Annotated in this window: 19 protein-coding genes; 15 read left to right on the top strand and 4 right to left on the bottom strand. The window is 36.8% G+C overall.

Annotated elements, in window-relative coordinates:
- Positions 1–66 precede the first annotated feature (66 nt).
- The 7 genes from HBB17_RS08805 to HBB17_RS08775 all read left to right on the top strand — a co-directional run bounded on the left by HBB17_RS08805 (position 67) and on the right by HBB17_RS08775 (position 8,159).
- On the top strand, positions 67–1,659 hold the full coding sequence (locus tag HBB17_RS08805; protein WP_167957110.1) for a DEAD/DEAH box helicase: 1,593 nt from the start codon (positions 67–69) through the stop codon (positions 1,657–1,659).
- A 622-nt stretch (positions 1,660–2,281) separates the two neighbouring features.
- Positions 2,282–4,471, top strand: a complete 2,190-nt coding sequence (locus HBB17_RS08800; RefSeq protein WP_167957109.1) for an alpha-galactosidase — start codon at positions 2,282–2,284, stop codon at positions 4,469–4,471.
- A 132-nt stretch (positions 4,472–4,603) separates the two neighbouring features.
- Complete coding sequence (locus tag HBB17_RS08795) at positions 4,604–5,365, top strand: hypothetical protein (RefSeq protein ID WP_167957108.1); 762 nt, start codon at positions 4,604–4,606, stop codon at positions 5,363–5,365.
- Between the two features lie 225 nt (positions 5,366–5,590).
- Positions 5,591–5,959, top strand: coding sequence for a GntR family transcriptional regulator (locus tag HBB17_RS08790; RefSeq protein WP_167957107.1), 369 nt, complete (start codon positions 5,591–5,593; stop codon positions 5,957–5,959).
- Positions 5,960–5,972: 13 nt separating this feature from the next.
- Positions 5,973–6,857, top strand: a complete 885-nt coding sequence (locus tag HBB17_RS08785; protein WP_167957106.1) for an ATP-binding cassette domain-containing protein — start codon at positions 5,973–5,975, stop codon at positions 6,855–6,857.
- A gap of 14 nt (positions 6,858–6,871) precedes the next feature.
- Positions 6,872–7,531 (top strand): hypothetical protein, encoded by a 660-nt coding sequence (locus HBB17_RS08780; protein ID WP_167957105.1) that lies wholly within the window; start codon positions 6,872–6,874, stop codon positions 7,529–7,531.
- Positions 7,515–8,159, top strand: a complete 645-nt coding sequence (locus tag HBB17_RS08775) for a hypothetical protein (RefSeq protein ID WP_167957104.1) — start codon at positions 7,515–7,517, stop codon at positions 8,157–8,159. Before HBB17_RS08780 ends, HBB17_RS08775 begins: the two co-directional genes overlap by 17 nt.
- Before the next feature lie 78 nt (positions 8,160–8,237).
- On the opposite strand, the gene xylB is transcribed toward HBB17_RS08775, so the two are convergent.
- The 3 genes from xylB to HBB17_RS08760 all read right to left on the bottom strand — a co-directional run bounded on the left by xylB (position 8,238) and on the right by HBB17_RS08760 (position 11,298).
- Positions 8,238–9,707 carry a xylulokinase gene (xylB, locus tag HBB17_RS08770; protein ID WP_167957103.1) on the bottom strand — a complete coding sequence of 490 codons (1,470 nt, stop codon included), beginning with the start codon at positions 9,705–9,707 and terminating at the stop codon, positions 8,238–8,240.
- Between the two features lie 280 nt (positions 9,708–9,987).
- The gene (locus HBB17_RS08765; RefSeq protein ID WP_167957102.1) at positions 9,988–10,533 is read right to left on the bottom strand and encodes an NADH peroxidase; all 546 of its coding nucleotides are present in this window, start codon (positions 10,531–10,533) and stop codon (positions 9,988–9,990) included.
- A 375-nt stretch (positions 10,534–10,908) separates the two neighbouring features.
- The gene (locus HBB17_RS08760; protein ID WP_167957101.1) at positions 10,909–11,298 is read right to left on the bottom strand and encodes a Fur family transcriptional regulator; all 390 of its coding nucleotides are present in this window, start codon (positions 11,296–11,298) and stop codon (positions 10,909–10,911) included.
- 298 nt (positions 11,299–11,596) lie between these two features.
- Between HBB17_RS08760 and HBB17_RS08755 the strand changes: the two genes are divergently transcribed.
- From HBB17_RS08755 to HBB17_RS08720, 8 genes are all read left to right on the top strand, one after another.
- Positions 11,597–13,426, top strand: coding sequence for a sensor histidine kinase (locus HBB17_RS08755; protein ID WP_167957100.1), 1,830 nt, complete (start codon positions 11,597–11,599; stop codon positions 13,424–13,426).
- 41 nt (positions 13,427–13,467) lie between these two features.
- Positions 13,468–14,280: a response regulator gene (locus tag HBB17_RS08750; protein ID WP_238483709.1), complete on the top strand. Its 813-nt coding sequence runs from the start codon at positions 13,468–13,470 to the stop codon at positions 14,278–14,280.
- Positions 14,281–14,830: 550 nt separating this feature from the next.
- Complete coding sequence (locus HBB17_RS08745) at positions 14,831–15,304, top strand: NADH-quinone oxidoreductase subunit NuoE family protein (RefSeq protein ID WP_167957099.1); 474 nt, start codon at positions 14,831–14,833, stop codon at positions 15,302–15,304.
- Between the two features lie 63 nt (positions 15,305–15,367).
- Positions 15,368–17,224, top strand: a complete 1,857-nt coding sequence (locus tag HBB17_RS08740; protein WP_330588194.1) for an NADH-quinone oxidoreductase subunit NuoF — start codon at positions 15,368–15,370, stop codon at positions 17,222–17,224.
- A 20-nt stretch (positions 17,225–17,244) separates the two neighbouring features.
- Positions 17,245–19,005 carry an NADH-dependent [FeFe] hydrogenase, group A6 gene (locus tag HBB17_RS08735; protein WP_167957098.1) on the top strand — a complete coding sequence of 587 codons (1,761 nt, stop codon included), beginning with the start codon at positions 17,245–17,247 and terminating at the stop codon, positions 19,003–19,005.
- Positions 19,006–19,038: 33 nt separating this feature from the next.
- Entirely contained in the window at positions 19,039–19,281 is a 243-nt protein-coding gene (locus HBB17_RS08730) for a (2Fe-2S) ferredoxin domain-containing protein (protein WP_167957097.1), read from the top strand.
- A gap of 13 nt (positions 19,282–19,294) precedes the next feature.
- On the top strand, positions 19,295–21,022 hold the full coding sequence (locus tag HBB17_RS08725) for a [Fe-Fe] hydrogenase large subunit C-terminal domain-containing protein (RefSeq protein WP_167957096.1): 1,728 nt from the start codon (positions 19,295–19,297) through the stop codon (positions 21,020–21,022).
- A 37-nt stretch (positions 21,023–21,059) separates the two neighbouring features.
- Entirely contained in the window at positions 21,060–22,232 is a 1,173-nt protein-coding gene (locus HBB17_RS08720; RefSeq protein ID WP_167957095.1) for a SpoIIE family protein phosphatase, read from the top strand.
- A gap of 103 nt (positions 22,233–22,335) precedes the next feature.
- Here HBB17_RS08720 and asnS read toward each other — a convergent pair whose 3' ends face one another.
- Positions 22,336–23,727, bottom strand: coding sequence for an asparagine--tRNA ligase (gene asnS, locus HBB17_RS08715; protein ID WP_167957094.1), 1,392 nt, complete (start codon positions 23,725–23,727; stop codon positions 22,336–22,338).
- Positions 23,728–24,045 lie beyond the last annotated feature (318 nt).

The following is a 24,045-nucleotide window of genomic DNA, read 5'->3' as shown; positions in this document are numbered from 1 at the left end:
TTGTGGAAATCTACTTCGACGCTGATTCTTATACACGAGTAAGAACAGAAAGGATTAATATAGAATATGGAAACAGTAAGATTTGAAGAGTTAAATTTATCGGCACCTCTACTTCGAGGAATCGTTGAAATGGGATTTGAGCAGGCAAGTCCAATACAGGCAAAAGCGATACCTGCAGTTTTAGAAGGCGGAGATATCATCGGTCAAGCGCAGACTGGTACTGGTAAGACCGCTGCATTCGGAATTCCACTATTGGAATCCGTTGACCCAAAGAACAAACATCTACAAGCGGTTGTTCTTTGCCCAACAAGAGAATTGGCAATCCAGGTTGCTGATGAAATTCGTAAATTATCAAAATTCCTTCATGGAATTAAAGTATTACCAATCTATGGTGGACAGGATATTACAAAACAGATTCGTTCTTTAAAAGCGGGTACACAGGTTGTGATTGGTACTCCTGGTCGTGTAATGGATCATATGAGAAGAAAAACTGTTAAGTTCAATGAAGTTAAGATGATCGTTCTTGATGAAGCAGATGAGATGTTAAACATGGGATTCCGTGAAGACATTGAAACAATCTTGAAGGAGATGCCAGAAGAACGTCAAACCGTATTATTCTCTGCGACAATGCCAAAGCCAATTATGGATATCGCTCGTATGTATCAAAAAGATGCGAAAATCATTAAGGTAGTGAAGAAGGAATTAACAGTACCAAAGATTGAGCAATATTATTATGAAGTAAAACCAAAGAGTAAAGACGAGGCACTTTCTAGACTTCTTGATATGTATGATCCAAAACTTTCACTTGTATTCTGTAATACAAAGAAAAAAGTTGATGAATTAGTTACTGCATTAAAGGGAAGAGGATATTTTGCAGAAGGTCTTCATGGAGACTTGAAACAACAACAAAGAGATCGTGTAATGAATGGTTTCCGTAATGGGAAGACAGAAATCTTAGTAGCAACAGATGTAGCTGCAAGAGGTATTGACGTAGATGACGTAGAAGCTGTATTCAATTACGATGTGCCACAGGATGATGAATTCTATGTTCATCGTATCGGTAGAACAGGTCGTGCAGGAAGAACAGGTAAAGCCTTTACCTTTGTTGTAGGTAAAGAGGTTTATAAATTAAAAGATATCCAGAGATATTGTAAAACAAAGATAATTTGTCAGCCAATTCCTTCAATTAATGATGTAGCGAACACAAAGGTAGAAAAAATTCTTAACCAAATTGATGAATTAATTAAATCAGAAGATCTGAGCAAGATGGTTGACCTGATTGAAGCAAGAGTAAATGAAGAAGATTACACAACATTAGATGTAGCAGCTGCATTCTTGAAATTAGCAATGGGAGATAGCGAACAAAGTGAAAGCTTAGCGCCTGAAGTTGCTGATTTTGGTGATACTGGTGCAAGAGAAGGAATGGTTCGTCTATTCATCAATATTGGTAAGAAGCAAAATGCAAGACCAGGAGATATTCTTGGAGCGATTGCTGGAGAAACAGGAATGCCTGGTAAATTGATCGGAACCATTGATATGTTCGATAAATATACATTTGTTGAGGTTCCAAATGAATATGCACAGGAAGTCATTCAAGTGATGAAGGATGCAAAAATCAAAGGTAAGAGTATCAATATCGAACCAGCAAACCGTAAATAATTCGGGTAAGATTTTTGCTTATAAAAGCAAAGACTGAATTAATTATAAATATAATCAAAAATCCATATAATACAAGTCCATAGGAGATGTGGCTTGTATTATATGGATTTTTTTCTATACTAGGATTAGGGTGTCAAAAGCCCTTAGTAAAACTTTCTTTCGTTAATTTGCACAAACACTAGCTAATCTCATGTAATACAGGACATAGTTTGATGAGCAACTGTATGAAGTCGTTGGTACTTTGGCTCTGTACTTTAGAGCCTTATGTACCACTACGAACTTCATCCAAGCGAGAGCGTGTTGCGATTGAACTATGTCCTGTATTACATGTTAAACAAACTTAAATTGTGCAAATTGACTGACCTCAAAATAAATAAGGGCTTTTGACACCCGAACCATACTAGGAAAGTCCTCCGACTTTCCTAGTATAGAAACCCTCAGGGGGATGCGCACTCGCACAGACTATAGCAACGTATTAGTACTTAAATTATAGAAATATATTAGCTAAATATTTGTTAAAAAAAACTAAATACTGATTGATGTATGAACAAAAACACGTTACAATAGTAAAAGAATGGTTGTACATCCACGGCGAGTACAATGGATAAGAAAGGAGATAGAAATGGCAATTACATATTTTGATGATAGTAAATCCTTTAAGCTAGATACAGTTAACACTACATATATGATTGCAATTGTAGATGAGGAAAAGTTTATTGGACATGTTTATTACGGAAAAAGAGTAAGTGATCAAAACCTAAACTATTTACTGCGTACGGAGGAGCCCCCTTTTGTACCATCAAAGAATAATCGCGATCGGAGTTCTTTTTATGATTCATTTCCAATGGAGTATGCGACACATGGTATTGGAGATTACAGAGAGTCGGCGATGAAACTTCGTACAGAACAGGGGTATTCAGCAGGAAAACTTTCTTATGTTACGCATACAATTACGAATGGAAAAGAAAAATTACAAGGGTTGCCAGCAACTTTTGGAGATGAAGAGGACTGCATGTCATTAAGCATTATTTGTGAGGAAGAATTCACTGGAATTCAAGTAATCTTACATTATAGTGTTTTTGAAAAAGAAGATGTGATAACGAGAGATGTACAATTGGTCAATAAGACAGGAAAACCGGTATTTGTTGAAAAGGTATTTTCCTGTTGTTTGGATTTTGATGGAAAATATTATGATATGATTACGTTACATGGTTCTTGGGCAAGAGAACGACATATACAGAGAAGAGCTGTTGGGCTTGGGAAGCAGGGGGTTGCTTCTATAAGGGGAGAATCTAGTCATCAAGATCATCCATTTCTAGCACTTTGTTCAAAGGAGGCAACAGAAGATTTCGGTGAAGTGTACGGTCTTAATTTTGTGTACTCGGGAAACTTTCTAGCACAAGCTGAAGAATCTCAGTTCGGTATGACTAGAGTGGTGATGGGAATCCATCCGGAAGAATTTCGTTGGCTATTAAAGGACGGGGATCTGTTCCAGGCTCCGGAAGTCGTAATGACGTACTCTTGTAAGGGAATTGGACAAATGACAAGGAACTTCCATAACATGTATAGGAGACACTTAATTCGTAGTAAATACAAAAATATGGAACGTCCAATTCTTATTAACAATTGGGAGGCAACCTATTTTAATTTTGATAAACAGAAATTAATCGATATAGCAAAAGAAGCATCGAAATTGGGAATTGAAATGCTGGTCATGGATGATGGCTGGTTTGGAAATCGCTACGATGATAACCGTGCATTGGGTGATTGGTTCGTGAATGAGGAAAAAATCGAAGGCGGCTTAAAATCCTTAGTAGATGAAGTAAATGCATTAGGAATGAAGTTTGGAATTTGGTTTGAACCAGAGATGATTTCACCAGAATCCCAGCTTTATAAGGAGCATCCAGACTGGGCAATCCAGATTGAAGGAAAGCCAATTACCTTAAGCCGAAACCAGTATGTGCTGGATATTAGCAGACAAGAGATACGAGATTACATATATGGTTTAGTGAAAAACATCCTATCCAGTGCCAATATAGCCTATGTGAAATGGGATATGAACCGTCAATTAACGAATCTGGGAAGTAAATTTATGAATTGTGAGCAAATGGGTGAAATCAGCCATCGTTATGTACTAGGTGTATATGAAATGATGGAACGATTAACAAAGGATTTCCCAGATCTTTTGTTAGAAAATTGTTCAGGTGGTGGTGCACGGTTTGATGCAGGTATGTTGTACTATAGCCCACAAATCTGGTGCTCTGATAATACCGATGCTATTGAACGATTGGAAATCCAACGGGGAACTTCCATGGTTTATCCACTATCCACAATGGGTGCACACGTAAGTGATTGTCCAAATCATACAACAGGACGGGTCACTCCATTTATGACAAGAGGACACGTTGCACTGGCAGGTACATTTGGTTATGAGTTAGATGTGACGAAGATATCCGAAGAGGATAAAGCATGTATCCCAGAACAGATTGCTTTGTACCATAAGTATGCAAAATTAATCCAAAGTGGGGATTATTATCGCATTGCCAATGTGGCAGAGGAACGCTACTATGATTGCTATGAAGTCGTTGCTGCGGATAAGAGTGAAGCTTTGATCACCTATGTACAAGTCATGAATGTTGCTAATTCTCATAGTAGAAGGATTCGTATCAAAGGACTTGAACAAGATGCTTTATATGAATGGGAAGAGAATGGACTGGTACAGACAGGGGCAGCCTATGAAAATGCGGGAATTCTTATTCCATCATTATGGGGAGATTATCAGTCTATATTAATCCATCTGATTAGAAAATAAACGATTTAGAAAATAGCAAGCCAGATACGTATAGTGACAACGAAGTCGGTTGCATTTTATCGTGTATCTTATTACAATAGAAGGTGTGAAGAAATGGCATATTGTTAGCTAATGAAGTTGGAGTAAGAATACATGGTAGATAAAAAACGATTTGATGAAGTATGTGACTACATAATTCATTCTACAGCTACAAGAGAAGGAATTGGAACATTAAGTGAAAAGACCTTACATGCAGTGCTGAAGAATTACTATGAACCTGATGAAAATTGCCAAGAGATTAAGATTGGAGCAAAAGTTGCGGATATTCTCAATGAGACAGGTGTTATTGAGATACAGACAAAACAGTTTAATAAATTACGTGGAAAATTATCGATTTTCCTTGCTGATTACCCTGTAACGATTGTTTATCCCATTGCTCGTACAAAATGGTTATGTTGGATTGATGAAACAACAGGTGAAATCTCTCCAAAACGTAAATCGCCAAAAAAGGGAAAGGCGCATCAGATCTTTCTTGAATTATATAAGATCAAAGAGTTTTTAACGAATTCCAATCTAGCATTACGCGTGGTACTTGTGGAAGTGGAAGAGTATCGTTATCTTAACGGCTGGAGTAAAGACCGAAAGAAAGGGTCCCATTGTAGTGATCGAATACCAGTTGGACTTGATGAAGAAATTGTCATTGCATGTATAGGCGATTATGGAAAATTCATACCTAAGAACCTAATCGAACCTTTTACAAGTAAAGATTTTGCCAAAGAGGCAAAGATTCCTGTTGGCTTATCGCAGGTGGCACTAAATGTTATGTGTAGTGTTGGTGTAATCCGTTATGTTGGAAAACAGGGAAGACTGAAGCTGTATGATACTTGTGAAGGTGTAGAAAAATGTTATGAGTGAATTATAAAAGAACAATAAGGTTTAGGCTACATAATACGTTTAGAAAGGCGTATTATGTAGCCTTTTTCAGGTCAATTAACATTATTGAAAATGCAGAAGAAGTATGTTGACAAATAACTGATAATAGTGTATATATAACATATAAACAGTTGGGAATATATTTGTAAATTATATTAGAAATTTACGAATAGCATTTTCATGTTGTAAATGAAACGAGGTGAGCATTTGAAAATACTTCAGAATTCAGGAGTTCCCATATACCAGCAGATTGCAGATCAGTTTCAAGAAGACATACTATGTGGTAAGCAGAAGCAAGGAGAATATCTTCCATCAATAAGAGGATTAGCGAAGGATTTGCGAATTAGTGTAATTACTACTATGAAGGCATATGAGGAATTAGAGAAACGAGGATTAATAACAGCAGTACAAGGAAAAGGGTACTACGTGAATGCACAAGATAAAGAAATGCTACGAGAGCAGCATCTTAGAAAGATGGAGGAATATCTAATGAATGCAATAACTGCTGCAAGAGTAGCAGGAGTAACGAATAGCGAACTTATCCATATGATGGAACTATTATTAGAAGAAAGGTAGGAAAATTGAGGTTATGGATCATGAACAGGTTATATCAATTAGCAAACTGAACAAGAAGTTTAAGGACTTTGAATTAAATATTCCAGAATTAAACATACCCAAGGGGTTTGCTACGGCATTAATTGGAGAAAATGGAGCTGGAAAGAGTACACTACTTAATATACTAGCGGGAATTCGATGTGATTATACAGGAAAGATTACATATTTTGATGGAGCAGATACCGAAAAAGAGATTCGAGAAAAAATAGGTTATACGGGACCTGGTAATTATTTTATACCTCATTGGACGAGTTTGCAGGTCGCCAAAGCAAGCAGTTTACTCTTTGATCACTTTCATAAGGATCGATTTGACCGTTTGTGTAAAGAACTGGATATATTTAAAACCGCAAAGAGTAAGAAAGGGGTCAGTAAGCTGTCAGATGGAATGAGAATGAAGCTTATGCTAGCAACGGTATTCGCAAGAGATACGGACCTGCTTTTGCTTGATGAACCGGCATCACCTCTGGACCCATTAATGAGAGACAAACTATGTAGTATGATGCGAGAATATCTCGACCAAGGAAATGGAGAAAAAAGTGTTTTTTTCTCAACACATAATATAGCTGATATGGAAAACGTTACAGATTACGCAATTATCATGGAACAAGGAATGGTTGTAGAACAAGGGTATGTGGAGGAACTAAAGGAGAAATATATACTTGTTAAAGGAGAAGCAGCAGACTATGAGAAAGTAAAACATAGTATGTACTCCATACAAAAGAATTCGTATGGGTTTACTGGTCTGTGTTTATCGGAAAAACTGGATGAACTTGCGGGAATTGATGTTGTTACAGAAATTCCAACGCTATCACAAATATGTGTTTCTGTAATGAAACAGTATACAGTACTACATGCATAGAGGAGGCAAATAGAATGAAACAGTATAGCAAGAGTTACCATGTGTTTCTTCCCTCTTCACAGCCAATCGCTCTTTTGACATTTTACATTCTGTATCCACTTGGCGTATTATGCTTTACATATTTTTTAAGATGTTTGACGATGTTTTCCTTCATCTGTTTTGGAGCTACAGGGGCTATGTTGATTATTGTGGAGGGCCTATTCGATTATATTGCGTTTGCAGGAATACAATCGAGAAAAGATAATAATCTGGAGTATATCAAAACGTCAGCAAAAGGAAAGCAAATTATTTGCCAAGGTATGAAAATGGCTGCATGGAAGAGAATACTTACAATCGGAGTTGTTGTTAGTATTTCCTTGTTTATATCTAATATTGGTGCAACGAAGAAAGAAGAAGTGCCATACTATATGATTTTTCGAATAATTATTCTGGTTTGTTTGACTGTACAGGCGGCATCTTGCATTACAAGATATTTTTCAAATATTTATTTATGTATTGGAGTGAATTATGTTTTACTAACTCTATACTCAATTGTGGGATTTGCAACTTGGAATATGCATTATGATGTATGGGTGTATATAATTCTCATAGGAGTACTTGTGGGATTATTGGTCCTTAACCAGAAGCTATCAATGAAGGGAGTGGAAGCTAGTTACTATGATCAATCGAATTAAGACAGAATTGAAATTGTTAAGATACTCGTATCAATTTGGTTTGTTTTCCGTATTGGGAATTTTTATGTTTGTAATGGGCTGGCTTTTTCTGATATTTGATGAAGAAGGGTATCGATTAGGAATATTCTATATATTGATGTCAGCAATGTTTACTGTTCAGGAGGCGCATATTCTAGAGGCTTCTACACTAATCGCATCATCGCCAAAGAAGAAAGAGCTTGTAGTAAATCTACCAAACAAGGTATCTGCATTCTTTACTATAGTAAATTACATTCTATATGTGATTCTAACATACTATAAGCAAAATGGATCAGAAGCATATGAGATTCTCTGTTCGAGACGACTTCTTCTATATGCAGTAGAAGCTTGTATATTCTTACTATATATGGGTACCGCTTTTAAGCGGTTTGTTGAAAGTACGATTGCATTCACCATAGCCTTTTTTGCAATGTATTTACTAGGAGATATTGTTGTGAAGAATATCAATCTAAGCTTTCATCACGGTATTATCGTTTCCTCCCTTATGATTTTAGTTGGAATTTTACTATCGAACCTATGCAGAAAGTTATTATACAGACTTCCTCTACAAAAAATAAGTGTTGGAAAACAACTAAGAAAATATATGTAACTTTCCGTTGCATTCCAACACGATACCATGAACGATTCATGATGTAAGGGGAGGTGTGAAATCACCGTCTCCCTTGCATCATTTCATTACTTCAAATACCCCTTTTAATGCAGGATATAATTGAACGAATTTCTTATATTGCTCCTCATAAGCAGCCACAAGTGTAGAATCTGGTTCTACAGAATCAATGACTTGAATTAATTTGCTTGTTGCTTCTTCTACGGTAGCATATTCTTTACAACCAACACAAGCAAGGATTGCAGCACCAAAAGCAGGACCTTCTTCACTGTTAATGGTATCAACAGTAACGTTCATTACATTTGCAATAATCTTTTTCCATAATGGACTCTTCGCACCACCACCATTTATACGAGTACGTTCAATCTTAACGCCAAGAGAACGGGCAATATCAAGGCAGTCTCTTAAAGAGTAAGCAACACCTTCAAGAACAGCCTGGGTCATATCTTCACGAGTGGTATTCATTGTCATACCAATGAAAGTACCTCTTGCATCTGGATTGTTATGTGGAGTTCTTTCTCCCATAAGGTATGGTAAGAAGAATACATTATTCTTACCTAATTCGGTAATCCCTTTTTGTTCTGTAGCGTAATCTTTTGTACCTATGATTTCATCCATCCACCATTTATTAGAAGCAGCAGCACTTAAAGTTACGCCCATTAAATGATACTTATGGTCAGCATGAGCAAAAGCATGTAATGCATTATGCTCGTCTACAGCAAAACTCTTGCTGGCAATGAATACAACACCAGATGTACCAAGTGAGATGTTACACATACCATCACCAACAGTTCCTGTACCAACTGCTGCAACAGCCTGATCGCCACCACCCATAATTACATGAACGTTGTTTGAAAATCCTAAATCATTGGCAACGGATTCTTTCACGGTACCAATCACGTCAGAACTTTCATGAACGGAAGCTAATTGATCTTCTGAAATACCTAGAATTTGAATCATTTCTTTTGACCAGCATTTGTTCTTAACATCTAGAAGTAACATACCAGAAGCATCGGATACATCAGTACAGTGGTTTCCTGTTAGACGGTAAGCCAAGTAATCTTTTGGAAGCATGATTTTTTTAATCTTATTAAAATTATCTGGTTCATTGTTCTTTACCCAAAGAATCTTTGGTGCTGTGAAACCAGTAAGAGCAATATTTGCAGTATATTGTGATAATTTTTCACGTCCGATTTCGTTGTTTAGATAATCACATTCTTTTTGTGTACGTCCATCATTCCATAAGATTGCGGGACGGATTACTTGGTCTTTTTCATCAAGTAGAACTAAACCATGCATTTGTCCACTAAAGCTTAAACCATTGATCTGTGTACGATCACAATCGGAGGTTAACTCCTTTAATCCCGCAATAGTGGCATTGTACCAATCTTCAGGGTTTTGTTCAGACCATCCAGTGTGTGGAAAGAAAATGGGGTACTCTTTGGAAACAATTTTTTTAATATCTCCTAATGCATCCATTAATAAAAGTTTTACAGCAGATGTTCCTAAATCGATACCGATGTATAACATGTAATTACCTCGCCCTTTCTATGTACTTATTTAAAGTTTGTTCACTCATTAAACTATATACTTAACATACTATAAAAGTGCCTACTTGTCAATGAATAAAGGCTAAGGTAGGTGGAGTTAGCAGAAAATAGGTTTGAAGCATAAAATAAAAGACCATCGTAAGGAAGTTGGTCTGTGAATGATAATGAAACTGAATCATTCACGCTTGGGGACTTCCTTTGCGATGGTCTTTTTCTGTATAAGTTAAGGGGGGGAGGAGTTAATTTCTTTTGCTTATTATTTATTTACCGAAGTATCTATTTAATAAACCTTCGAAAGCTTTTCCATGTCTTGCTTCATCTCTAGCCATTTCATGAACTGTATCATGGATTGCATCAAGGTTAGCAGCTTTTGCACGTTTTGCAAGATCAAACTTTCCGCTTGTTGCGCCATTTTCAGCAGCTACTCTAAGCTCAAGATTTTTCTTAGTACTATCAGTGATTACTTCACCTAATAATTCAGCAAATTTAGCTGCATGTTCTGCTTCTTCAAAAGCAGCTCTTTCATAGTAAAGACCGATTTCTGGATATCCTTCTCTATGTGCTACACGAGCCATTGCTAAATACATACCAACTTCTGTACATTCACCTGAGAAGTTATCTCTTAAGTCTTTTAAGATATCTTCACTAACGCCTTGTGCTACACCTACAACATGCTCAGCTGCCCAAGTCATACCTTCACCTTGTTCAGTGAACTTTTCAGCTCCTGCATTACAGATTGGACATTTTTCTGGAGCACTATCTCCTTCATGTACATAACCACAGATTTGACATACAAATTTACTCATAATCATTTCTCCTTTTCATTTTTAATAATTTTATTTATGTGTTTTGTTTTGTTGAAATTAAAAAACAGTAATCGTTACTGATATCATTATAATACATGAGTTGAAATCATTTGTCAATAGATATTTGAAAATAATTATCAAAAAGAGCATAATCGTTATTGGAGCTATATATGTTAAATGATATAAGTTGGAATACCACTGTATCCCCCGTTTGTATTTCCAATATGTATGAAGTACATGCATATCTGCTGCGTATTATCTTGGAAGACATGTTCGTCACATGGAGATACCTACTTCTTATAACAAATAAAAAACGACAGTCCAATAGGAACCTTATCGAAAGAGTACTATTGTAAAGTCGTTTAAGTTATTACATCAATTTTGTAGTTTACAGTCTTCGCAGAGCCCGTAGAAGTACACGGTATGTCCGTCTATCTGTCCAGGGAAACTGGCACTTGCTATGGTGTTGATGTGATCAATGGATTCCATACGTAGATCCAGCACGCTTCCACAGTGTTTACATAAAAAGTGATAATGTGGGTGTACGTTACCATCAAAATGATCACTCCCGTCACCACAGGATATCTTAAGGATTTCACCTTGTTCAGCAAGTAGATTCAGATTACGGTATACAGTACCAAGACTAATGTTCGGATATTCTTTTTTGATATTCAAATATACCGTATCTGCTGTAGGATGACAGGTTGTACTGGCTAAATATTCTTTAATTGCTTCTCGTTGTCTGCTAAATTTTTGTGTTGCCATTGTAATCATTCTCCTTTCGCATATTATCTTTGGTAATAGAAAAAACATTCATTTGGTATTTCAAATTTAGTATCTGTTTTATAGAAAGTTTTAACATGGTTACCTGATCCTATTCACTAAATAATAGTAATTGTTATTATTATAAATTCTTTTGTTAATAATGTCAAGAATTCGCTAAGGTGAGAAAATAAAAAACAAGACAATTAATAGAACAAGTATTATAATATGATGTAAGAGTCAAAAGGATTATATTATATAGAACAGCTATTAGAAACTTTTGTAGAACAAGGAGGCATTAATGGATAAGAAAGTAAAGCCTGCACAAGTTTTTTTATCAACCTTTGTTCTTGTTGGAATTTTTAGTGTATTATCTTTATTGCTATACAATAAATCAGGTGAAAATCTCAATAAGTATGTGTTGCATTATTTTAATACAAAATGGATCTATGTAGATCAATTAGAGCAGGAGAGGGAAATTGAGTTACCTGTGCAATTGGAATGTCGCCCCAATGCAATTGTTACAATTAAGAATACGTTACCTTATGCTGATCTTGAAGATTACAGCGTGTGCTTTCGTAGCAAACAACAATTTGTTAGGGTACTGATCGATGATCATGAAGTATATTGTTATGGCTATTCAGAAAAACGCTTTACCAAAGCTCCTGCAAGTGCATGGCAGATGATACGGGTAAGAAAAGAAGACCAAGGGAAAACAATAACGATTCAAATGGAAAGTCCATATGAAAAATATTCTGGTTTAATTGATGAGGTGGTATACGGAGGCAAGTACGATTACCAAGCATACATAATAAAAAAATACACGCCGGCATTTATTGTATCCTGCGTCATTTTATCATTAGGAGCCTTTATTTTACTTGTATCCCTTTTATCAATTACATTCAGAAATGAATTTCGAGCCTTGTTCTATATTAGTATGTGTACCATAACAATTGGAATATGGTCATTAGGAGAAAGTAAGATTACGCAATTTATGTACGATGACTTGGATTTTATGTTAGCATTGACCTTAATTGCATTACTTGTTACACCATTTCCCTACTTATTATATATGAAAGAATTAGTGGAGAAGAAACATCGGAATTATTTGAATATATTGTTGATTATATGGACGATTAATTTTGCCAGATGTATTACTTTTGCATTGCTTCAGTGGAAAGATCTGATCGAAACACTGGACAGTGTACTTATTTTAATCGTCATCTCGTTGGTGGTGGTGCATGTTATTCTGATCTATGAATATATACACAACCGAAAGCAACATTCCAAGATTTATCCGGCGGCATACTTATCAATGACGGGGATCCTTCTTGCGTTTACTATGTTAGAGATTGGTGCGTACTATCATGATGTGTTCAAGGATTATGGCTTGTTTTTAAGAATTGGGTTGCTTCTCTATATGGCCGTTTTAACGCTTACCGTTGTGGCGAGGTATTTTGATTTGATCACAGAAGCAAATGATTTAAGAGAGCGGTTACTTCATAGCCAGATTACTTTAATGTTAAGCCAGATTCAGCCACATTTTTTGTTTAATACGTTAACGGCAATCCGCACGCTAATAAAGAAAAAACCCGATGAAGCATATAAATTAGTTGGACATTTTGCAAAATATCTTAGAGCAAATCTGAATTCAATTAACAGCCAGGATTTAATTCCATTTGCAGAAGAACTAAATCATATAAAAACCTACGTTAACATTGAATTAGTAAGGTTTAACCACCAGTTCGAAGTAATTTATGATATTGATATTGAAGATTTTAAAGTGCCACCATTGTGCATTCAGCCTATTGTGGAGAATGCAATTAAACATGGGGTATGTAAGATCATAGAAGGGGGAGTCGTTACCATCCGTACAAGGCTGATTGGTGGATCAATTATTGTAGAAGTAATTGATAATGGAATAGGCTTTGATGTTAACGAGTATGAGTCTGATCAAGGGGATGATACGGATAAGAAGAATCCTTCTGTGGGGATTAAGAACATTAAGATGAGATTAACAAAAATCTGTGATGCAACCTTCAAGATTCAGAGTATTAAAGGAAGCGGAACGATTGTAACAGTTGTTTTTCCTAGGAAGATCGTACAGCCATCCATAAAAGAATATAGATAGTAGAGAGTTGTTTCATAACGGAAAGGATAATAGGAGGGATTATGTTGAAAACCATTCTTGTTGATGATGAAATGCTTGTAATGGAACAGTTTGAAATTGAGTGTGAAGAACTAGAGGAAGTTGAGGTTATTGGAAAATTCAATTTACCAAGCAAAGCAATTCAATTTGTACAAGGAAACAGAGTAGATATTGCAATACTGGATATAGAGATGCCAGAAATGAATGGAATCGAATTGGGGAAAAAACTAAGAAGTATACAGCCAGATATTGTATTAATCTATATAACAGGATATGAAAACTATGCGTTAGAGGCGTTTCAGGTATATGCAGCAGCATATATCTTAAAGCCTTTTGATGCAGAAGAAATTATGCATGCAATACAAACTGCAAAATTACTGGTAAAAGGAAAGAAAAAAGATTTTGTGGTGAAGACATTTGGAAGATTCGACCTTTTTGTACAGGACAAGTTAGTTTCCTTTACTAATGCGAAAGCCAAAGAGTTACTTGCAATCTGTGTGGATCGCCAAGGGGGAACGGTGACCATGGAGGAAGCAATCGATAAATTATGGGAAGATCGAGAGTATGATGATAGAGTGAAAAATCTATACCGTAAGACAATTGTCCAATTAACAAGTACGTTAAAACAGGCAGGTGCAGAGGATATCTTTATCAACCAACGAGGGGTATGTTATATTGATAAAGAAAAAATTGAATGTGATTATTATGAGCTTTTAAAAGAGAATTCAGAGGTAATTGTTACTTTTCACGATGAGTACATGTTTGAGTATAGTTGGGCAGAAAAAACATTATTAGAGATCGAAGATTTTTTATATAAAAAAAATATAGAATTCTAATAATAAGTCACGCTTTTGTCACGCAGGAAAGATTATAATGAATTTACAAAATAACAAATACAAAAACTTAATTTGTTATTATAAGTTCATTAAAGTTTATTCCCCGTTTACTTTAATGAAGTTATTCCCTCCCCCCCTCGAAACAGTGTTTCATAATAATAAAAAAGACGTCTTGTGAGAACAAGACGTCTTTTTTATATACTAGGAAAGTCCTTCGACTTTCCTAGTATATAAACCCTCCGTGGGATGCGCACTTACCATTTATTCGAGTATATAGTAGAAAATATTGCTCGTGTTGTCACATATATACAAAACAGTATAAAATATATTACTGAAAATAAAACAAATAACTAATCTATTTACAATGATTGGGATAGTTGGTATAATATATATATTAAACTTGCTTGATAAAAGTTTAACAAAAAAGCATTATGCACAAAATAAAAAACAAATCTTTATTCTTCATAGGGTGGACTAGTTGTTATGACTTCTCGTTTCCAAATGTTACGAAAGATTACAAATGTGTAATTTTATAGGAGGTGTAAGCAACATGGCAATGGATAGTTTGTCAAAGGAGAAGTTCGAGGAATTGGGTACATACATAGATTCGCTCCCTTCTAAAAAAGGAGAATTGATTCGTGTCCTTCATCGAGCGCAAGGAATTTTTGGATACCTTCCAAAGGAAGTTCAGTTCTTTGTTGCTAGAAAGATGGATGTCCCAACATCTAAAGTTTACGGTGTCGTAACGTTCTATTCTTATTTTTCTATGACCCCAAAAGGGGAACACAATATTTCCGTATGTTTAGGTACTGCATGTTACGTAAGAGGTGCAGAGCCAGTATTAGAAGAATTTAAGAAACAGCTAGGTATCTCATGCAATGAAACAACTGCAGACGGTAAGTTTTCATTGAATGCACTACGTTGCGTAGGTGCATGTGGTCTAGCTCCTGTTGTTATGATTGGAGACAAGGTATATGGCAGGGTAACGAAGGATATGGTTAAGGACATATTAGCAGAGTATTAGACTCTAGCAATTGGTAGTTCTTATAATCCGTATACGTAGAGAATAGGACAATCGAGGAGGGTTATGATGGCAAGGATTAATTCATGCGAAGAGCTTTGTAATGTGAAGGCGAAAGCATTAGAACAACAAAAAAATCAAAAAATTACTATTTTAGTTTGTGGTGGTACAGGGTGTAAATCTTCAAACTCGGACATGATCGTTAAGAATCTAAGAGCTGCTTTGGAAGAAGAACATTTAACAGATCGGGTCAATGTTACGATGACCGGTTGTTTTGGATTTTGTGAGAAGGGTCCTATTGTTAAGATCCTTCCAGACAATACATTCTATACAGAAGTGAAACCAGAAGATGCAGCAGAGATTGTAAAACAGCATATCGTGAATAATGAGAAAGTAGAGAAACTGCTTTATAAAGATCAGATTACCAATGAATCGATACCAGACTCCAAGCATATGAGTTTCTATAAGAAACAGATGCGTATCGCTTTAAGAAATTGTGGTTATATCGATCCTGCTGTAATCGAACAATATATTCGTGAAGATGGATATCAGGCATTAGCAAAATGCCTTACCACCTTAACACCAGAGGAAGTTGTTGGAATGGTAAAAGCTTCTGGCTTACGAGGAAGAGGTGGAGCAGGTTTCCCTACTGGTTTGAAATGGGAAATCGCAAGTAAATATGATGCAGACGAGAAGTATGTTGTCTGTAATGCGGATGAAGGAGATCCAGGTGCATTCATGGATCGTTCTATATTAGAAGGAGATCCACATTGTGTTGTTGAAGCAATGGCCATATGTGGATATGCAATTCATGCCAGCAAAGGACGTGTCTATATTCGTGCAGAGTATCCATTAGCAATCAAGAGATTGGAAAATGCTATAGAATCTGCAAGAGCACATGGATTATTAGGTGATCATATACTTGGAACGGACTTTAGTTTCGATATTGAGATAACCTTTGGTGCAGGTGCATTCGTTTGTGGGGAAGAAACCGCGTTGCTACATTCGATGGAAGGTAGTCGTGGAGAACCAACAACAAAACCACCATTCCCTGCGGAAAGTGGTTTCTTTGGAAAACCAACAAATGTGAATAATGTAGAAACCTATGCCAATGTTGCGCAGATTATTCTAAAAGGAGCAGACTGGTATCGTTCCATCGGTACGGAGAAATCACCAGGAACAAAAGTATTCGCTCTTGCAGGTAAAATCAATAATGTTGGTTTAATCGAAGTTCCAATGGGAACAACACTAAGAGAAGTAATATTTGATATTGGTGGTGGTATTAAGAATGGTAAACGATTCAAGGCGGTGCAGACAGGTGGACCATCTGGTGGTTGTTTAACAGAAAAAGACCTAGATACACCAATTGATTTTGATAATTTAGTAGCGAAAGGTTCTATGATGGGTTCTGGTGGTATGATCGTTATGGATGAAGACAGTTGTATGCCAGCAGTAGCGAAATTCTATCTAGAATTTACCCAGGAAGAATCTTGTGGTAAATGTACCCCATGTCGTGTTGGTACAACACGATTATTGGAATTGCTCACGCTGATCTGTGAAGGAAAGGGTGAGATGAAACATCTGGAAGAATTAAAAGAGCTTAGTGAAGTCATCAAGGATACTGCACTTTGCGGATTAGGTCAAACAGCACCAAATCCAGTTCTATCCACACTTAATGCTTTTTATGATGAGTATTTGGCACATGTTGTGGATAAGAAATGTCCGGCAGGAGCATGTCGTAAACTTCTATCTTATCGTATTGATGCCAATAAGTGTAAAGGTTGTACGCTATGTGCAAGAAATTGTCCAAACAATGCGATAGAAGGTAAAGTGAAAGAGCCACATGTGATCCACAATGATTTATGTATCAAGTGTGGAGCTTGTATGGAAAAATGTAAATTTGGTGCAATATCAAAAGGCTAATCGTGAAAGGAGTGAGTATTTTGGCAGAAATTCATGTTGAAATAGATGGTAAAAAAGTAACAGCAGCTGCAGGAAGTACCATTTTAGATGTAGCAAAAAGCGTAGGAATTGAGATTCCTACATTGTGTTATATGAAGTTACATAATACAGAATATAAGTGTCAGCCAGCTTCTTGTCGTGTGTGTGTGGTAGAGGTACAGGGAAGAAGAAATCTATGTCCTGCATGTGCAACACCAATCACGGAAGGAATGGTCATTAAGACAACAAGTATGCGTGTTTTACAGGCAAGAAAGATGATCGTAGAGTTGTTAATCTCTGATCACCCAAATGATTGTTTAACTTGTAATAAATCTGGACAATGTGAGCTACAAGACCTAGCTCGAAAAGCAGGAGTAGTGAACATATCCTTATCTGGAAAGAAACAGTCTACGTATGAGGTCATGGAAAATAAGGCTATTGTACGTGATATGTCCAAGTGCATTATGTGTAGACGATGTGAAAAGATGTGTTCCAATATCCAAAGTGTTCATGCATTATCCGGCGTTGACCGTGGTTTTGAAGCAGTGGTAGGAACGTCTTTTGGTGAACCTTTAGACAATACAGTATGTGTTGGTTGTGGACAATGTGTAGCTGTCTGTCCAGTAGGGGCATTGATGGAGAAAGATGATACAGATGCAGTCATAAAAGCATTGGCTGATCCTGATAAGACCGTTGTATTCCAGACAGCACCAGCAACCCGTGTTGCAATTGGGGAAGAGTTTGGATTAGAACCAGGAACAGATGTCACGTATAAGATGGTTACGGCTTTAAAGAATCTAGGCGCAGATTATGTATTTGACACCGATTATGCGGCAGACCTCACAATCATGGAAGAAGGAACAGAGTTAATTGGACGGCTTACAAAATTCTTAAATGGCGAGAAGACAGCACTTCCACTGTTAACTTCTTGCTGCCCAGGCTGGGTGAATTTTTATGAAAGTCAGTTCCCAGATATGTTAGATCTTCCATCAACAGCAAAATCACCACAAGGAATGTTTGGTGCCGTTGCAAAGAATTATTTTGCTGAGAAGTTACAAATTCCTAGAGAGAAGATGTTTGTTGTATCCATCATGCCTTGTACGGCTAAGAAGATTGAAGCAGCAAGAGATGAACTCAAAGCAGATGGAAATCCAGATGTTGATGTTGTCTTAACAACAAGAGAAGCTGCTCGTTTGATTAAGTTTGCTAACATTGATCTGGCAAATCTTCCTGAGAGTGATTATGATAACCCATTGGGAGAATCCACTGGGGCAGCAGTAATCTTTGGTGTAACGGGTGGAGTGTTGGAAGCAGCCTTAAGAACGGTTTACGAAGTATTGGAAAAGAAGACGTTACCTAGTATTGAATTCGAAGAAGTAAGAGGATTTGAAGGAATCAAAGTTGCGACCATATCAATCGCCGGACAGGATATCAACGTTGCAGTTGCCCATGGATTGGGAAATGCACGTAAGTTAATGGAAGAGATTAAGAATGGAAACCCTCGCAATCTTCATGCTGTTGAAGTTATGGCATGTCCTGGCGGCTGTATAGGTGGAGGTGGTCAGCCTTATCATCATGGAGATGGTGATATCTTAGCAGCGCGTATGAACTGTACTTATGAGATTGATGAAGGTAAACCAATTCGTAAATCACATGAAAATCCAGCTATTCAAGCACTTTATAAAGAGTATTACCAGAAACCAGGAAGTGAGATTGCCCATAAGCAATTGCACACGCATTATACATATCGTGAAAAATATTAATGTTCCGATGCCACGAACCTAGGAGGTAGGAAAATGATTGTTACAGTTTGTATCGGGAGCTCTTGTCATCTAAAAGGATCACGAGAGATTATCGAAAAGCTACAATACTTACTTCAGGAAAAGGGATTGGATAAAGAAGTGGAGCTGAAAGGTTCTTTTTGCATGGGAGAATGCGTGAACGGAGTATGTGTGAAAGTGAATGATACACTGTTTTCACTCTGTCCAGAGAAGGTAGAGCAATTCTTTGAAGAGGAAATTCTTAATAGACTGACATAAGGAAGGTGGAGCTATGAATGTAATTGGATTTAAAGAGGCAAAATGTAAAAACTGCTATAAATGTGTTCGGACCTGTGAAGTAAAAGCAATTCAGGTGAAGAATGAACAGGCGCAGATTATGAATGATATGTGCATTTTATGCGGACACTGCTTAGAAGCATGTCCACAAAACGCGAAAACATTTATCAGTGATCTTGAAAAAGTGAAGGATTACATCGCTTGTGGTCATAAGACGATTATATCCATAGCCCCTTCTTATGCTGGAATTATGAAGTACAAGAAAGCAGGACAGATTGTAACAGCACTAAAAAAATTAGGCTTTTATCAAGTAAGGGAAACGGCAGAGGGTGCCGTGTATGTTACTAGAGAATATGAAAGACTAATCAAGGAAGGAAAGAGGCGTAATATCATCACCACTAGTTGTCCAAGTGCCAATGAACTGATTGAGATTTATTATCCTTCCCTGGTGGCCGATATGGCACCTGTAGTATCTCCTATGATCGCACATGGGAAAATGCTTCGTAAGCTTTTTGGTGAGGAAGTAAAGATTGTATTCTTAGGACCATGCATAGCGAAGAAGAGAGAGGCAGAAGGGGATGAAAGAACTAGAGGATACATCGATGCAGTAATCAATTTTGAAGAGATGGAGAACTGGCTTCAGAAGGAAGGAATACATATTACGGAGTTAGACGAATCCGAATTTGATAATAGTAATCCAGAGGTGAACCGTCTTTATCCAATTACAAGTGGAGTGATTAGTTCGGTTATTGCTATGAATCAGGGAGTTGAGGCAAAGCAATATCGAAAATTTTATGTTCACGGAATCAAGAATTGTATGGAATTGTTTGAGAGTATGGAACGTGGAGAGGTAGAAGGGTGCTTTATTGAGGCAAACATATGTAATGGTGGTTGCATTAAAGGACCTGCTGTAAACCGTAAAGATTTGTCACGCTTTAAAGTAAAATTGGATATGGAAGAAAGAATTCCAAAACAAGCGCCGGAAGAAAGAAAATTTACGGAATTAAGCAGAGAAGAACTAGGAAAAGAGTTCCATGATCGAGCACCAAATGATCCAATTCCAACGGAAGAAGAAATAAAAAAGATATTAAGGAAAATCGGAAAAGTAAAGAAAGAACAGGAACTCAATTGTGGAGCATGTGGGTACTCTTCCTGTAGGGAGAAGGCAATTGCCGTATACCAGGGAAAAGCAGAACTAACGATGTGTATCCCATATATGCATGAGAAGGCACAGTCTATGGCGAACGTCGTATTGGATACGACACCGAATATTATTATGATTGTGGATGCAGATATGAAGATTGTTGAATTCTCTGGAGCTGCTACAAGATATTTTCATATTACAAGAGCGGAAGCGCTGACAAAGTATTTATATGAGCTAATCGATCATACGGATTTTGAAGATGTTATGCTGACCCATGAGAATATCTATGGTAAGAAAGTGGATTATCCAGATCGGAATCTATCCACGTTACAAAATATCGTATATATTGAAGGTCAGAATAATGTTCTTGGTATATTCCAAGATGTAACCCAAGACGAAGAGAAGAAACAACAGGCATATCGAGTTAAGGTTGAAACAATAGAGATGGCGCAGAAGGTAATCGACAAACAGATGCTCGTGGCACAACAGATTGCTGGTTTACTAGGTGAGACAACAGCAGAAACCAAGGTGACACTGACAAAGTTAAGAGATACCATATTGAATGACGGTGAAGAGTAGTTGGTTCTTTACAACGAAGAGACAGGAGGATAACAGTATGCGTGTTAGTGTAGATGTGTCATATAAGAGTTTGAATAAACATCACGAGGAATTATGTGGCGATAAGGTTGAAATTCTAAAAACGGAAAACTCCTATATTATCATATTAGCAGATGGTATGGGGAGTGGAGTTAAGGCAAATATTCTTGCTACTCTGACTTCTAAGATATTAGGAACAATGTTTCTTAATGGAGCGATGATCGATGAATGTGTGGAGACGATTGTTAAAACGTTGCCAGTTTGCCAGGTTCGACAAGTGGCATATTCTACTTTTAGTATTCTCCAGATCTTTCAAGATGGAAAGGCATATTTGGTAGAATTTGATAATCCTAGTTGCGTATTCATACGGGATGAGAAAATCATTCAATTACCATCAACAGAACGCATCATAGCAGATAAAAAGATTCGCGAATGTCGTTTTGATGTGAAGCTGAATGATTGCTTTATTCTAATGAGTGATGGAGTTATTCATGCAGGAGTTGGACAGGTCCTAAACTTTGGTTGGACATGGGACAATATGGCGGAGTATTCTTTAGAGGCTACGAAACGAACATTATCTGCATCTCGTTTGGCATCAATTTTGAGTAAAGCATGTGATGATCTCTATATGCAAACACCTGGTGACGATACAACAGTAGCAGTTGCAAGAATCATTGATAAAAAAGTCGTTCATATCTTTACAGGGCCACCACAAAAGAAAGAAGAAGATGAAAAAATCGTAGAACAGTTAATGGAAGGAGAGGCAGAACGTATTGTGTGTGGAGGAACAAGTGCGAATATCGTTTCAAGAGTTTTAAATCGAGAGATTAAGACGTCATTGAATTATATTGATCCAGATATTCCACCAACGGCACACATTGAAGGATTTCGTTTAGTTACAGAAGGAGTATTAACACTGAATCGTGCTGTATCTTTATTAAAGCATTATGTGGAAGAGGAAATCGATGAAAACTTCTTCTTAGAATTAGACAAGGAGAATGGAGGATCACAACTTGCAAAAGTATTGATCGAGGAATGCACCTCATTGAAATTATTCGTTGGAAAGGCGATCAATGTTGCGCACCAGAATCCGAATCTACCATTTGATCTAAGTATTCGTATGCATCTAGTAGAACAGTTGTGTGATTACATGAAGAAGATGGGAAAAGAAGTGCATGTGACTTATTATTAGCTTGTTATTCGTTTTAAATCCTTTATGTTTTTGACACCCGAGTATATAAAAAAGAGCTTTTGCATGAAATGACTTGCAAAAGCTCTTTTTACGTATGGTTTAATTATAGATCACAGTTGTTTACCGTTCTAGGGAATGGGATTACATCACGGATGTTGGTCATACCAGTTAAGTACATTACACAACGCTCAAATCCTAAACCGAAACCGGCATGTCTTGTAGAACCGTACTTTCTAAGATCTAAGTAGAAGTCATAATCTTCTTCTTTTAATCCTAATTCGTTCATACGAGTTACTAACTTGTCATAGTTATCTTCTCTTTGGCTACCACCGATGATTTCGCCGATACCAGGTACAAGAAGGTCCATTGCAGCAACTGTTTTATTGTCTTCATTTAATTTCATATAGAATGCTTTGATCTCTTTTGGATAATCTGTTACGAATACTGGTTTTTTAAACACCTGTTCTGTAAGGTAACGTTCATGTTCTGTTTGAAGATCACAACCCCATGAAACCTTGTAATCAAAGTTGTCATTGTTTTTCTCAAGAATTTCGATTGCTTCTGTATACGTAACATGTCCAAAATCAGAAGTAGCCACATGTTTTAAACGTTCAATTAATCCTTTGTCAATGAAAGAGTTGAAGAAATTCATCTCTTCTGGAGCATGTTCAAGAACGTAATTGATTACATATTTGATCATGTTTTCAGCAAGAATCATATCATCTTTCAAATCAGCAAATGCAATTTCTGGTTCAATCATCCAGAACTCTGCAGCGTGTCTAGTTGTGTTGGAATTCTCTGCACGGAAAGTTGGTCCGAATGTGTAGATGTTACGGAAGGCCATTGCATATGTTTCACCATTCAACTGACCACTTACGGTTAAATTGGTTGGTTTGTTGAAGAAATCTTGTGAATAATCAACACTGCCATCTTCCTTCTTTGGAATATCATTCAGATCCATTGTAGTTACCTGGAACATCTCTCCAGCACCTTCACAGTCACTTCCTGTGATCAATGGAGTGTGTACATATACGAAATCTCTTTCTTGGAAGAATTGGTGAATTGCATATGCGATTAAAGAACGTACACGGAATACAGCTTGGAAAGTATTCGTTCTTGGTCTTAAGTGAGAGATTGTTCTTAAGTATTCCATTGTGTGTCTCTTCTTTTGAAGAGGATATTCTGGTGTAGAAGCACCTTCTACAATAATCTCGTCTGCTTGAATTTCAAAAGGTTGCTTTGCTTGTGGAGTAGCAACTAATTGACCTTTAATAATGATAGCAGCGCCAACATTTAATTTTGAAATATCGGTAAAGTTGTTTAATTTGTCGCTATATACGATCTGTAATGTCTCGAAAAAAGATCCATCATTAACAACAATAAATCCAAACGTTTTGGAATCACGAATACTTCTTATCCATCCGCCAACTTCAATGGTTTGACCGATGAATTTGTCTTTTTCTTTGTATAACTCTCTAATAGTTACTAGATTCATCTTAGAATAACTCCTTTAACATAATATTATTAATAGATGTAAGGGGCAAAATATTACTTGTCCCTTATTGATGCACGAATTGTTCCGTTGCTTTGCAACTCCTACAATCTAAAACACTTGCAGTCCACGCATCTGCACGATCGGCTCATGTCCTGCAGGTCAACACATCATGTTCCTGTTTGTGCAAGCACAACGTGAAATGACCATTTGACCCTTGCATCATTAAGTAATGTCCATAATCTGTTTATTATTATAACATAATTAATTGGTAATACAAGTAGAACTAGGGAAACAAACTGCGGTATTCTAGTAGAACAG

The organism is Anaerosporobacter faecicola (assembly GCF_012070565.1).
Lineage (GTDB): Bacteria > Bacillota > Clostridia > Lachnospirales > Lachnospiraceae > Anaerosporobacter > Anaerosporobacter faecicola.
Note: the sequence above shows the minus strand (reverse complement) of the source record. Positions and strands in the feature narration are given on the sequence as shown.

Coding starts and splice junctions, on each gene's coding strand:
- HBB17_RS08800 (WP_167957109.1), top strand. CDS start 2,282: ATGGCAATTACATATTTTGATGATAGTAAATCCTTTAAGCTAGATACA.
- HBB17_RS08720 (WP_167957095.1), top strand. CDS start 21,060: ATGCGTGTTAGTGTAGATGTGTCATATAAGAGTTTGAATAAACATCAC.
- asnS (WP_167957094.1), bottom strand. CDS start 23,727: ATGAATCTAGTAACTATTAGAGAGTTATACAAAGAAAAAGACAAATTC.
- HBB17_RS08795 (WP_167957108.1), top strand. CDS start 4,604: ATGGTAGATAAAAAACGATTTGATGAAGTATGTGACTACATAATTCAT.
- HBB17_RS08785 (WP_167957106.1), top strand. CDS start 5,973: ATGGATCATGAACAGGTTATATCAATTAGCAAACTGAACAAGAAGTTT.
- HBB17_RS08755 (WP_167957100.1), top strand. CDS start 11,597: ATGGATAAGAAAGTAAAGCCTGCACAAGTTTTTTTATCAACCTTTGTT.
- HBB17_RS08780 (WP_167957105.1), top strand. CDS start 6,872: ATGAAACAGTATAGCAAGAGTTACCATGTGTTTCTTCCCTCTTCACAG.
- HBB17_RS08740 (WP_330588194.1), top strand. CDS start 15,368: ATGATGGCAAGGATTAATTCATGCGAAGAGCTTTGTAATGTGAAGGCG.
- HBB17_RS08745 (WP_167957099.1), top strand. CDS start 14,831: ATGGCAATGGATAGTTTGTCAAAGGAGAAGTTCGAGGAATTGGGTACA.
- HBB17_RS08725 (WP_167957096.1), top strand. CDS start 19,295: ATGAATGTAATTGGATTTAAAGAGGCAAAATGTAAAAACTGCTATAAA.
- HBB17_RS08750 (WP_238483709.1), top strand. CDS start 13,468: ATGTTGAAAACCATTCTTGTTGATGATGAAATGCTTGTAATGGAACAG.
- HBB17_RS08765 (WP_167957102.1), bottom strand. CDS start 10,533: ATGAGTAAATTTGTATGTCAAATCTGTGGTTATGTACATGAAGGAGAT.
- HBB17_RS08775 (WP_167957104.1), top strand. CDS start 7,515: ATGATCAATCGAATTAAGACAGAATTGAAATTGTTAAGATACTCGTAT.
- HBB17_RS08805 (WP_167957110.1), top strand. CDS start 67: ATGGAAACAGTAAGATTTGAAGAGTTAAATTTATCGGCACCTCTACTT.
- xylB (WP_167957103.1), bottom strand. CDS start 9,707: ATGTTATACATCGGTATCGATTTAGGAACATCTGCTGTAAAACTTTTA.
- HBB17_RS08730 (WP_167957097.1), top strand. CDS start 19,039: ATGATTGTTACAGTTTGTATCGGGAGCTCTTGTCATCTAAAAGGATCA.
- HBB17_RS08760 (WP_167957101.1), bottom strand. CDS start 11,298: ATGGCAACACAAAAATTTAGCAGACAACGAGAAGCAATTAAAGAATAT.